The organism is Cupriavidus ulmosensis (assembly GCF_977008105.1).
In genome coordinates, this window is the sequence record NZ_CDRMWP010000001.1 from 4,194,458 (window position 1) to 4,205,809 (window position 11,352).

The window sequence follows — 11,352 nt, forward strand, 5'->3', positions numbered from 1 at the left end:
CCGCATCAGACCCCGAGCAGCTCGTTGAGCACCGGCATCTTGGCCTGCAGTTCCGCCGCGGCGAAACGCTCGACGATGGTGCCGTGCTCCATCACGTAAAAGCGGTCGGCCAGCGGCGCGGCGAAGCGGAAGTTCTGCTCCACCATCACCACCGTGTAGCCCTTCTTTTTGAGCATCAGGATCATGCGCGCCAGCGCCTGCACGATCACCGGCGCGAGGCCCTCGGAGATCTCGTCGAGCAGCAGCAGGTTGGCGCCGGTGCGCAGGATGCGCCCCACCGCCAGCATCTGCTGCTCGCCGCCCGACAGGCGCGTGCCCTGGCTCTGGCGGCGCTCCTTGAGGTTGGGGAACATCTCGTAGATCTCGGCCTCGCTCATGCCGGCGCCGCCATTGCCGCCGCCCTTGCCCTTGAGCAGCGGCGGCAGCATCAGGTTCTCCTCGCACGACAGGCTGGCGAAGATGCCGCGCTCCTCCGGGCAGTAGCCGATGCCGCAATGCGCGATCTTGTGCGTGGGCATGCCGATGGTCTCGGTGCCGTTGACGCGGATCGAGCCCTTGCGCTGGCCGGTCAGGCCCATGATGGCGCGCAGCGTGGTGGTGCGCCCGGCGCCGTTGCGGCCCAGCAGCGTGACCACCTCGCCGCGGTTCACGGTCAGGTCCACGCCGTGCAGAATGTGCGATTCGCCGTACCAGGCGTGCAGGTCCTTGATTTCGAGTGCGGGCGTCGCCGATGTTGTGCTCATGCGGATTCCTCAGTGCGCGCCCTGCAGCTCGGCCTCGACGGTGCCCATGTAGGCTTCCATCACGCGCGGGTCCTTCGACACCTCCGCGTAGGGCCCCTCGGCGAGAATCGCGCCGCGCTGCAATACGGTGATCTTGTCGGCGATCGACGACACCACGTTCATGTTGTGCTCGACCATCAGGATGGTGCGCCCGGCCGCCACCTGGCGGATCAGCTCGGTGACGCGCGCCACGTCCTCGTGGCCCATGCCCTGCGTGGGCTCGTCCAGCAGCATCAGCTCCGGCTCCATCGCCAGCGTGGTGGCGATCTCGAGCGCGCGCTTGCGGCCGTACGGCAGGTTGACGGTGACGATCTGCGCGGCGTCGGCCAGGCCGACCTGCTCGAGCAGGTCCATGCTGCGCTCGTTGAGCACGTCGAGCGTGCGCTCGCTGCGCCAGAAATGGTAGGACGTGCCGAGCTGGCGCTGCAGGCCGATGCGCACGTTCTCCAGCACCGTCAGGTGCGGGAACACCGCCGAGATCTGGAACGAGCGGATCACGCCGCGCCGCGCGATCTGCGCGGGCGCTTCGCGCGTGATGTCGATGCCGTTGAAGAGAATGGTCCCCGTGGTCGGCTCGAGGAACTTCGTCAGCAGGTTGAAGCATGTCGTCTTGCCGGCGCCGTTGGGGCCGATCAAGGCATGGATGGAGCCGCGCCGCACCTTCAGGTTGACGTCGCTCACCGCGGTGAACCCCTTGAATTCCTTCGTGAGGTTCCGCGTCTCGAGGATCGTGTCTTGCTCGCTCATGGTCTCCTGCCCGCCCTCTTGTCGCGGCGCCGGCTTCTGGTCGGCACCGCCAAATGGTCAGAACCGTGGCGCTGTTTGCGCCACCACCGCACGAGTCACGCCAATCCAGTCGCGCTCCCCGTGGCTGTCGCGGCTTGCCGCGGCTTGTCTGCCGCTTATGCGCCGCTTGTCTTTTTTCGTTGCCGCCGATGCGGTCATGCACCCGCGCCACGCGCCGGGCCTTCAACGCGCGACGCGCCCTGGGTAGGGCGCGCCAATGTGAGCGCTGCTGCACGGCATCTGGGCGTCTATTGTGTGCGTCTGCTGCGTCGCAAAACATCCGGGTTTGCACTGATCATGAAACATGAACCAGATGTCAGGTCCGGCAATCAGGTCCGGTGCTCAGGTCCGTGCCGCCGCGCCGCCCTTCGCATGGAGCGCGTCGGGCACGCCGGCCGCGGCAACGGCGCCGGCCGCCGCCGCGCCCGCCACCGCCGTGCCGCCGATGCGCCGGCGACGGTCCTCGCGGATCATGTCGCTGGCGCGCTCGGCGATCATGATGGTCGGCGAGTTGGTGTTGCCCGACGTGATCAGCGGCATCACCGACGCATCCACCACGCGCAGCCCGTCGACGCCGATCACGCGCAGGCGCTGATCCACCACCGCGTCCGGATCGTCCGCGCGCCCCATGCGGCAGGTGCCGACCGGGTGGAAGATGGTGGTGCCGATCTCGCCGGCGGCCTGCGCCAGCTGCGCGTCGGTCTCGAAGGCCGGGCCCGGCAGCCATTCCTGCGGCTTGTACGGCGCCAGCGCCGGCGCGGCCACGATGCGCCGCGTCAGCCGCAGCGAGTCCGCGGCCACCTTGCGGTCCTCTTCGGTGGCGAGGTAGTTGGGCTCGATCAGCGGCGCCTTGCGGAAATCGGCGTCGCCGATGTGCACGCTGCCGCGCGAGGTCGGGCGCAGATTGCACACGCTCGCGGTGAACGCGTTGAAGCGGTGCAGCGGATCGCCGAACTTGTCGAGCGACAGCGGCTGCACGTGGTACTCCAGGTTGGCGCGCGCCTGCGTGGCGTCCGAGCGCGCGAACGCGCCCAGCTGCGACGGCGCCATGCTCATCGGCCCGCTCTGGTTGATCGCGTACTGCAGGCCGATGCCGAGCTTGCCCCACCAGCTTGCCGCGCGCGTGTTGAGCGTGCGCACGCCCTCCACCTTGACCACGGTGCGCAGCTGCAGGTGGTCCTGCAGGTTCTCGCCCACGCCCGGCAGCGCATGGCGCACCGCGATGCCGAGCGCGCCCAGGCGCTCGGGCTGGCCGATGCCGGACAGCTCCAGCAACTGCGGCGAATTGACCGCGCCGGCCGCGAGGATGACTTCCTCGCGCGCCGCGGCCGCATGCGCGGCGCCGCCGCCCAGATAGGCCACGCCGCTGCAGCGGCGGGCGTCGAAGTTCAGCGCGCTGACCTGCGCGCCGGTGATGATGGTCAGGTTGGGCCGCTCGGCCGCGCGCCGCAGGAAGGCCTTGGCGGTGTTCCAGCGGATACCGCGGCGCTGGTTGACCTCGAAGTAGCCCACGCCGAAGTTGTCGCCGCAGTTGAAGTCGTCGGTGCGCGGGATGCCGGCCTGCCCGGCCGCGTCGATGAAGCGCTCCAGGATGTCCCAGCGCAGCCGCTGGCCCTCCACGCGCCATTCGCCGCCGGCGCCGTGGAACGCGCTGGCGCCGCGGTGATGGTCCTCGCTGCGCGTGAACAGCGGCAGCACGTTGTCCCAGCGCCAGCCGTCGTCGCCGGTCAGGCGCGCCCAGTCGTCGTAGTCCTCGCGCTGGCCGCGCATGTAGATCATGCCGTTGATCGACGACGAGCCGCCCAGCACGCGCCCGCGCGGATAACCGAGCGCGCGGCCGTTGAGCCCGGCCTGCGCGGTGGTGCGGTACATCCAGTCGGTGCGCGGGTTGCCGATGCAGTACAGGTAGCCCACCGGGATGTGAATCCAGTGATAGTCGTCGCGCCCGCCCGCCTCGAGCAGCAGCACGCTCACGTCGGGGTCCTGGGTCAGGCGGTTGGCCAGCACGCAGCCGGCCGATCCCGCGCCGACGATGATGTAGTCGTAAGTCTCCATGCTTTTGTCTTTGTCTGGCCTTGCGCCGCGGTTGCAATGGTTGAAGATGGGCCTGCGCCGGGGCGCGGCCTGCCGGTCTTGGGCCGTCGTGGCGCGCGATGGTTCACGCGCCCGCGGTCATGCCTGCGGTTGCAGGTGCTGGCGCAGCCAGCCGGCCAGCGCGGCGAACACCTCGCCGCGCAGCGGCTGCGCTTCGTTGAAGATCTCATGGTAGCCGCCGTCGAACCAGCGCATCTCGCGCAGGTCCGGCGGCGCGGCGTCGAAGAAGCGGCGGCTGCCGGCCGCGTCGACGATGCGGTCGGCGCCGGCCACCAGCAGCAGCGCGGGGGCTTCGAGCAGCGGCGCGTCGGCCTGCGCCTGCGCCATGCCGCGCACGAAGGTCTCCAGCACGCCGGCGCTGATGGTGCCCTGCACCAGCGGGTCGGCGCGGTACTGCGCCACCACCGCCGCGTCGTGCGACAGGTAGCGCGCCTCGATCGGATTGGGCACGCGCAGGTTCGGCGCCAGCGTCAGCAGCGCGCGGTGCAGCATCAGCATCGCGCCGGACAGGCGCAGCGCCAGCGCCGGCGACGACAGCACCAGCGCGCGCACCGGCCGCACGCGCGCGGTGGCGAAGCGCGCCGCCACCAGCCCGCCCATGCTGTGGCCCAGCAGGAACGGCAGTTCCTGCCATTGGCCCACGGCGGCGTCATGGATCTCGGCAAGGTCTTCGACGTAGATGTCGGGATGCGGCGCCACCATGCGCGCGCCGCCGCTGGCGCCGTGGCCGCGCTGGTCGTAGGCGCGCACGCGCAGGCCCAGGCCGCACAGCAATTCGGCCACGTGCTGGTAGCGCCCGCAGTGCTCGGCCAGGCCGTGCACCAGCAGCAGCGAGCCGGTGGCTTCGGGGAACAGGGCGGGATCGGGCTGCCAGGTGCGCAGCAGCAGCTCGGTGCCGTCGCGCATGCGCTGGCGGCTCTCGGCGGGCACCAGCGGCCGCGCGGGCGCGCCCTGGTCCTCATTCGGGCCGGCGTACCCACCCGCGCCCGGCGCGGGCCGCGGCGCGCCGCCGGGCTCGGCGGGAACAGCAGGGACAGCGGTACTCGGTTGGTCCATCCGGTTGGTCTCCATGTCCGTTCCGCTCGCGTTGCGCCCGCCGGCGCGCCTGTGCCGGGGCGCGGCTAGGCCGCCGCGCCGTGGCGGTGGCAGGGCGGCAGCGCCATGTCGCCATCGCCGCCGCCATCGCCATCCGCGTCTCTGTCCGCTTCTCTGTCTGCTTCTCTGCCCGCTTTTCCGTCGACTTCGCCGTCGCCGAGCCGCGCCATGTCGGCCAGGATCGGGCAATCCGGCCGGTGGTCGCCGCTGCACGCCTCGGCCAGTTGGCGCAGCGTGTCGCGCATGGCGGCCAGCTCGGCGATGCGCTGCTCCAGGTCCGCCACGTGGCGCAGGGTCAGCGCCTTGACGTCGGCGCTGGCGCGCGCGCGGTCGTGCCACAGCGACAGCAGGCCGCGGATCTCGTCCAGCGAAAACCCGAGATTACGGGCCCGCCGCACGAAGCGCAAGGTGTGCACCGCGCGCTCGTCGTAGCGGCGGTAGCCGCCCTCGCTGCGCGGCGGCGGCGCCACCAGGCCGATCGCTTCGTAGTGCCGGATCATCTTGGCGGACACGCCCGAGGCCTGTGCCGCATCGCCGATATTCATGCTTGTTCTCCCGCCGGTTTCCAGCGCCGCAGCAGCAGCGCGTTGCCGACCACGCTCACGCTGGAGAACGCCATCGCCGCGCCCGCCACCACCGGGTTGAGCAGGCCGGCCGCCGCCAGCGGGATGCCGATCACATTGTAGAAGAAGGCCCAGAACAGGTTCTCGCGGATCTTGCGCACGGTGCGGTGCGAGATGCCCAGCGCGTCGGCCACCAGCGCCGGGTCGCCGCGCATCAGCGTGATGCCGGCGGCATGCATGGCCACGTCGGTGCCGGTCGACATGGCGATGCCCACGTCGGCCGCGGCCAGCGCCGGCGCGTCGTTGATGCCGTCGCCGACCATCGCCACCACCGCGCCGCCGGCCTTGAGCGCCAGCACGCGCTCGGCCTTGTCGGCGGGCAGCACCTCGGCCTGCACTTCGTCGATGCCGAGCGCCTCGGCCACACGCGCGGCGGCGCCGCGGTTGTCGCCCGACAGCATCACGGTGCGCACGCCGGCCGCGCGCAGCCGCTCGATGGCGCGGCGCGCGCCGGGCTTGATGGCGTCGCCGAAGGCCACCAGCCCCAGCACGCGCGGCGCGCCGGCCACGCCGACATCGATCAGCCACGACACCGTGCGCCCTTCGTCCTGCAGCGCCTGCCCGCGCGCCTGCAGCGTACCCGCCGCCGCGCCCAGCGAGGCGCGCAGCCGCTCGCTGCCGAGCTGCAGCGCCATGCCCCCGACCGTGCCGGCCAGGCCCACGCCCGGCAGCGCGCGCACCTCGGCGGCGGCGGGCGCCGTCACGCCGCGCGCGCGTGCCGCGGCCAGCACCGCGTGCGCGAGCGGATGCTCGCTACCGGCCTGCAGCGCGGCCAGCAGCGCCAGCACGCGCAGTGCCTCGCCTTCGCCCGCGCCCTCCGGCACCGCCAGCGCCACCACTTCCGGCTTGCCGACCGTGAGCGTGCCGGTCTTGTCGAAGGCCACCACCTTGACGCGGTGCGCCACTTCGAGCGCCTCGGCGTCCTTGATCAGGATGCCGGCGCGCGCGCCGGCGCCGGTGCCGGCCATGATGGCGGTCGGCGTGGCCAGCCCCAGCGCGCACGGGCAGGCGATCACCAGCACCGCCACCGCGTTGAGCAGCGCCGCTTCCCAGTCGCCGCCGAGCACGCCCCAGCCCAGCAGCGTGAGCAGCGCGATGCCCAGCACCACCGGCACGAACACCGCGCTGACGCTGTCGACCATGCGCTGGATCGGCGCCTTGACCGCCTGCGCGTGCTCCACCATGCGGATGATGCGCGCCAGCACCGTTTCCGCGCCCACCGCCACGGTGCGCGCCACCAGCCGGCCTTCGTAGTTGATGGCGCCGCCGGTGAGGCGGTCGCCGGGCGCCTTGGGCACCGGCAGGCTCTCGCCGGTGAGCATCGATTCGTCGGCGTGGCTGGTGCCCTCGGTCACTTCGGCGTCCACCGGCACGCGCGCGCCCGGCAGCACCACGATCTCGTCGCCCACCCGCACCGACGCCAGCGGCACCGTGGCCTCCACGCCGGCGCGGCGCACGATGGCGCTGTCCGGGCGCAGCGCCGCCAGCGCGCGGATCGCCTCCGCGGTCTGGCGCTTGGCGCGCGTCTCCATCCACTTGCCCAGGCGCACCAGCGTGATGACCACCGCCGCGCTCTCGAAATACAGGTGCGGCATGCCGTCCGCGCCGCGCCACATCAGCCACAGCGACAGGCCGTAGGCCGCCGAGGTGCCGAGCGCGACCAGCAGGTCCATGTTGCCGGCGCCGGCGCGCGCGGCCTTCCAGCCCGCCTTGTAGAAGCGCCAGCCGAACACGAACTGCACCGGCGTGGCCAGCAGCCACTGCACCCACGCCGGCAGCATCCAGTGCACGCCGAACCACCCGGCCACCATCGGCGCCACCAGCGGCAGCGACAACGCGGCCGCGAGCGCCACCGGCCACGGCCCGGACCAGAAGCTCTCGCGCGGCGCCGCGCCCGCCGGCTGCTCCTCGCTCACCGGCACCGCGCCATAACCGGCGCGCGCCACCGCGGCGACCAGCGCGGCGGCGTCCACCGCGCCGCGCGGCACGGTCACGGCCGCGCGCTCGGTCGCCAGGTTGACCTGGGCGTCGACCACGCCCGGCACGGCCTTGAGCGCGCGCTCCACGCGCGCCACGCAGGACGCGCAGGTCATGTCGCTGATCGACAGCTCGACGGCCTGGTACGGCACTTCGTAGCCGGCGGCCTTCACCGCCGCCGCAGCAGCCGGCAGCACGGCGGCGCTGTCGGCCTGCAGCGTGGCTTCCTCGGTGGCGAGATTCACGGCGACCTGGCGCACGCCGGGCACCTTGGCCAGCGCGTTCTCGACGCGCCGCACGCACGAGGCGCAGGTCATGCCGCCGATGGGCAGGCGCCATTCGGCATCCGGCGCGCCGGACAGGGGAAGAGTCTGGGATGAAGCGGACATGGCTTGAAGGGAGAGGATTCCACGGTGACGACAAGCGCATCATGGACCTTACCATTTTGGGAAGGTCAAGGCCGGAATCAAGCCATGCCCAGGTCACTTTGCCGCACCCGGCGTTTCGCCGGAAAAGCGCTTGCGCTTCCCACAGTGGGAAGGTGCACACTTCACACCGTATCGCAGGGCCGGCCGCCGCGCGCAGCGGTTGGTACGCTCCGGCGATTGCGCTTTTGTTTACGCCCATTTCCGTTCCAACAGGAGAACCCAGATGATCCAGTTCCAGGTTGAAGGCATGTCGTGCGGCCACTGCGTGGGCGCCATCACCCGCGCCGTGCAGGCCGTCGACCCGGCCGCCAAGGTCTCGGCCGACATCCCCGCGCAGGCCGTGACCGTGGAAGCCACGGCCAGCGCCGAGGCGCTGCGCGCGGCCATCGAGGAAGCCGGTTATCCGGTCAAGGGCTGAAGCGCGCACCGCGCGCCTCTGCCCGCCCCGCGAAGAAAAAAGGGCTTCCGGAAACGGAAGCCCTTTTGCGTGGCGCGGCGTGCGCTCAGAAGCGGTAGCCCACGCTCAGGAACGTCACCACCGGGTCGATCTTGATCTTGGTATGCGACTGCACGGTCTGGTTGGCGCCCGCGCCGGCGTTGCGCGCCGTGAAGCTGGCGGTGGTCGACAGCGGCAGGTAGGACACCGAGAGGCCGACGAACCAGTTGTCGGTCACGGCGTAGTTGGCGCCGACGTTGAACACCGGATTCCACGAGCTCTTGGCGCTGGCCGTCATGGTCGCGCCCGGGCCGAACTCGGATTTCACGAAGGTCTGGTTGCTGATGGTTTCGTCGGTAAACCACGTGTAGTTCACGCCGATGCCGACATACGGGCGGAACCGGGACTTGGCTTCCAGGAAGTGGTACTTCACCAGCATCGCCGGGCTCCACTGCTTCACGTTGCCCAGCATGCCGTACTTGGCGAAGGCGCCCTCGCCCGCGACGTCATGCTTGGGCGGGAGGCCGACCACGAACTCGACGCCGATGTTGTCGGTGAAATAGTGCTCCAGCGAGATGCCCACCGTGTCCGCCGTCTTGACCTCGGCACCCGTGCCGGCCTTGGGCACGCCGACCGGGAAGCCGTTGATGCTGTCCACGGTGAGCGGGTCCGCCGAGCTGTTCGGCATCAGCCGGAACCAGCCCAGGCTGACGACGTTGCTGCCGGCGCTCTGCGCCTGCGCGGCGCCTGCGATCAGCATGGCAACGCTGGCCACCAGGATCTTTTTATGGGTCATGCCTGCTCCTTGTCGTTTCTCTCTTCCTCGAGTTGAGGGGTGCATTATCCCGTCTGGGGTGTGCCGCCTGTTTCAAACGTGCAACGCTTTCATAGAGCGAGGCCCCTAAAGAGCGGGTTAACCACTAAGAAAATGGGGAGTACGCCAGAAAACCGCGCGAAAACTGTACCGAATTTGCGACGCCTGCCCGCCGCAAAACCTACTCCGCGGTAAAGGCCTACTGGGGACAAGGGAATTCAGGCGGGCGCGGCGGCGGCGGGCGCCGCTTCGGGATGCCTCAGGCGGCACCCGCCGCGCCCGGCGCAAGCGCGGCGCTGGCCAGCACGCAGGCCGCCAGGTCCCACAAGGCGTAGCCCACGCTCTTGAACACCAGCGGGCTGCCGCCGCGCGCGTGCAGCGCGTCGGCCGCGAGGATGGCCTGCTCGAACGGCTGCACGGTGGCCCAGTCGATGCCGGCCTGCAACAGGTCGCCGGCCTCGTCCTCGATGCCGAACAGGGTGTCAGCCAGCAGCCGGCCGCTGGCCGACGCGGCCCGGCACAGCGCCGGCGGCAGCTCGCACATCTCGGGGCGGAAGGCGCCCACCGCGGCGATGAAGTGGTCGTCGCGCCACAGGCCGCTGTCGAGGTCGGGCAGCACCGGCGCCAGGCTGGAAGTCACCGTGACCACCATCGACACCCGCGGCAGCACCGCGCGCACGTCGTCCACCGCCTGCGCCTCGGTGCCGAGCGCGCGTGCGTGCGCGGCCAGCGCCCCGGCCTTGGCGGCGGTGCGCGAGTGCAGCCACACGCGGCGCGGCGCCAGCCCGGCGATGAAGGCTTCGAGATGGGTCAGCGCCTGCACCCCGGCACCGACGATCAGCAGCTCGCCGTCCGGGCGCGGCGCGAACCGCTGCGCGGCCAGCAGCGAGACCGCCGCGGTGCGCCGCCCGGTCACGGTGGGCCCGTCCAGCAGCGCCAGCCGCCGGCCGGTGTGGGCGTCGGCCACCACCACTTCGCCGAGGATGCTGGGCAGGCCGCGGCGCGGGTTGTCCGGGTGCACGGTGATGTTCTTGGTCATCACCAGCTCGCGGTTGCAGGCCGGCATCACCAGCAGCGTGCCCGCGCCGCCCCCGGCGTCGCCCACCGGCAGGGCGATGCGCGGCGGCGCCGTGGCGGTGCCGGCGCGCAGCTCGGCCAGCATGTCGGCGATGGCGCGCGCCAGTTCCGGGTACGGCAGGCGGGCGGCGGTCTGGTCGGCGTCGAGCGGGGCGAGGGACACGGCGGGTGGCTCCGGAAGCGGTTTGCGATGCGGGATTATCCGCGATTGCCGCCCTTCCCCGCTCGCCCGTTCAGCGCGCCAGCAGCGGCATGACCTGTTCCGGATAGCGCGTACCCGCCGCTGCGTCGGGCGGGAACACGGCGTCGATCGCCGCCAGGTCGGCCGCGTCCAGCGTCACGTCCAGCGCGCCGAGGTTGTCGTCGAGGTTGGCCACGCGCCGCGTGCCGGGAATCGGCACCACGTCCTCGCCGCGCGCCAGCACCCAGGCCAGCGCCAGTTGCGCCGGCGTGCAGCCCTTGCCGCGCGCGATGTCCCTGACCTTGTCGGCCAGCGCCAGGTTGCGCGCGAAGTTCTCGCCGACGAAGCGCGGGCTGGTGCGGCGGTAGTCGTCGGCGGCGAAATCGTCCGGGCTGCGGATCGCGCCGGTGAGAAAGCCGCGCCCGAGCGGGCTGTACGGCACGAAGGCCACGCCGAGCCGCCGGCAGGTGGCCAGGATGCCCTGCGCGCCGCCCGCCTCCACGTCGCGCGTCCACAGCGAATACTCGCTCTGCAGCGCGGCGATCGGGTGCACCGCGTGCGCGCGCTCAAGCGTGCCGGCGCCGGCCTCCGACAGGCCCAGCCAGCGCACCTTGCCCGCGCGCACCAGCTCCGCCATCGCGCCCACGGTTTCCTCGATCGGCACCTGCGGGTCCACGCGGTGCTGGTAGTACAGGTCGATGTGGTCCAGGCCGAGCCGCTTCAGGCTGGCGTCGCAGGCGGCGCGCACGTACTCGGGGCGGCCGTCGACGCCGCGCGCCACCGGGTTGGCCGGATCGCGCACGATGCCGAACTTGGTGGCCAGCACCACGCCGTCGCGGCGGTCGGCGATGGCGCGGCCGACCAGGCGCTCGTTGGTGTGCGGGCCGTAGATGTCGGCGGTGTCGATCAGGTTGATCCCGCGCGCCAGCGCATGGTGGATGGTGCGGATCGATTCGGCGTCGTCGTGCGCGCCGTAGAACTCGCTCATGCCCATGCAGCCGAGGCCGAGCGGAAAGACTTCGGGGCCGTGGCGGCCCAGCTTGCGTAATGCGGTCATGC

10 protein-coding genes are annotated in these 11,352 nt (G+C 71.6%); 1 reads left to right on the forward strand and 9 read right to left on the reverse strand.

All coding sequences use genetic code 11. The annotated features are described in order from the left end of the window. Positions 1 to 5: 5 nt before the first annotated feature. The 6 genes from ACWTPI_RS19395 to ACWTPI_RS19420 form a co-directional block, all read right to left on the reverse strand. Complete coding sequence (locus ACWTPI_RS19395) at positions 6 to 743, reverse strand: ABC transporter ATP-binding protein (RefSeq protein ID WP_020200475.1); 738 nt, start codon at positions 741 to 743, stop codon at positions 6 to 8. A 9-nt stretch (positions 744 to 752) separates the two neighbouring features. Further along, positions 753 to 1,529: an ABC transporter ATP-binding protein gene (locus tag ACWTPI_RS19400; protein WP_020200476.1), complete on the reverse strand. Its 777-nt coding sequence runs from the start codon at positions 1,527 to 1,529 to the stop codon at positions 753 to 755. Positions 1,530 to 1,910: 381 nt separating this feature from the next. After that, positions 1,911 to 3,623, reverse strand: a complete 1,713-nt coding sequence (locus ACWTPI_RS19405; RefSeq protein WP_454732370.1) for a GMC family oxidoreductase — start codon at positions 3,621 to 3,623, stop codon at positions 1,911 to 1,913. A gap of 117 nt (positions 3,624 to 3,740) precedes the next feature. Further along, complete coding sequence (locus ACWTPI_RS19410; protein ID WP_454732371.1) at positions 3,741 to 4,718, reverse strand: alpha/beta hydrolase; 978 nt, start codon at positions 4,716 to 4,718, stop codon at positions 3,741 to 3,743. A 65-nt stretch (positions 4,719 to 4,783) separates the two neighbouring features. Beyond that, positions 4,784 to 5,302, reverse strand: coding sequence for a Cu(I)-responsive transcriptional regulator (gene cueR / locus ACWTPI_RS19415; RefSeq protein ID WP_454732372.1), 519 nt, complete (start codon positions 5,300 to 5,302; stop codon positions 4,784 to 4,786). Further along, complete coding sequence (locus tag ACWTPI_RS19420; RefSeq protein WP_454732373.1) at positions 5,299 to 7,746, reverse strand: heavy metal translocating P-type ATPase; 2,448 nt, start codon at positions 7,744 to 7,746, stop codon at positions 5,299 to 5,301. The genes cueR and ACWTPI_RS19420 overlap by 4 nt, the downstream gene beginning before the upstream one ends. A 262-nt stretch (positions 7,747 to 8,008) precedes the next feature. Between ACWTPI_RS19420 and ACWTPI_RS19425 the strand changes: the two genes are divergently transcribed. After that, on the forward strand, positions 8,009 to 8,203 hold the full coding sequence (locus ACWTPI_RS19425; protein ID WP_020200481.1) for a heavy-metal-associated domain-containing protein: 195 nt from the start codon (positions 8,009 to 8,011) through the stop codon (positions 8,201 to 8,203). Positions 8,204 to 8,288: 85 nt separating this feature from the next. On the opposite strand, the gene ACWTPI_RS19430 is transcribed toward ACWTPI_RS19425, so the two are convergent. From ACWTPI_RS19430 to ACWTPI_RS19440, 3 genes are all read right to left on the reverse strand, one after another. Continuing rightward, positions 8,289 to 9,017 (reverse strand): OmpW/AlkL family protein, encoded by a 729-nt coding sequence (locus ACWTPI_RS19430; RefSeq protein ID WP_020200482.1) that lies wholly within the window; start codon positions 9,015 to 9,017, stop codon positions 8,289 to 8,291. A 277-nt stretch (positions 9,018 to 9,294) separates the two neighbouring features. Continuing rightward, complete coding sequence (locus ACWTPI_RS19435; RefSeq protein ID WP_454732374.1) at positions 9,295 to 10,275, reverse strand: delta(1)-pyrroline-2-carboxylate reductase family protein; 981 nt, start codon at positions 10,273 to 10,275, stop codon at positions 9,295 to 9,297. Between the two features lie 70 nt (positions 10,276 to 10,345). Next, a complete protein-coding gene (locus tag ACWTPI_RS19440) occupies positions 10,346 to 11,350 on the reverse strand; it encodes an aldo/keto reductase (protein ID WP_454732375.1) in 1,005 nt (334 codons plus the stop codon). Between the last annotated feature and the right edge of the window lie 2 nt (positions 11,351 to 11,352).

What these genes read in the sequence shown, in the direction of transcription:
- ACWTPI_RS19430 (WP_020200482.1), bottom strand. Translation starts at nt 9,017, where the DNA reads ATGACCCATAAAAAGATCCTGGTGGCCAGCGTTGCCATGCTGATCGCA.
- ACWTPI_RS19400 (WP_020200476.1), bottom strand. Translation starts at nt 1,529, where the DNA reads ATGAGCGAGCAAGACACGATCCTCGAGACGCGGAACCTCACGAAGGAA.
- ACWTPI_RS19420 (WP_454732373.1), bottom strand. Translation starts at nt 7,746, where the DNA reads ATGTCCGCTTCATCCCAGACTCTTCCCCTGTCCGGCGCGCCGGATGCC.
- ACWTPI_RS19410 (WP_454732371.1), bottom strand. Translation starts at nt 4,718, where the DNA reads ATGGACCAACCGAGTACCGCTGTCCCTGCTGTTCCCGCCGAGCCCGGC.
- ACWTPI_RS19440 (WP_454732375.1), bottom strand. Translation starts at nt 11,350, where the DNA reads ATGACCGCATTACGCAAGCTGGGCCGCCACGGCCCCGAAGTCTTTCCG.
- cueR (WP_454732372.1), bottom strand. Translation starts at nt 5,302, where the DNA reads ATGAATATCGGCGATGCGGCACAGGCCTCGGGCGTGTCCGCCAAGATG.
- ACWTPI_RS19425 (WP_020200481.1), top strand. Translation starts at nt 8,009, where the DNA reads ATGATCCAGTTCCAGGTTGAAGGCATGTCGTGCGGCCACTGCGTGGGC.
- ACWTPI_RS19405 (WP_454732370.1), bottom strand. Translation starts at nt 3,623, where the DNA reads ATGGAGACTTACGACTACATCATCGTCGGCGCGGGATCGGCCGGCTGC.
- ACWTPI_RS19395 (WP_020200475.1), bottom strand. Translation starts at nt 743, where the DNA reads ATGAGCACAACATCGGCGACGCCCGCACTCGAAATCAAGGACCTGCAC.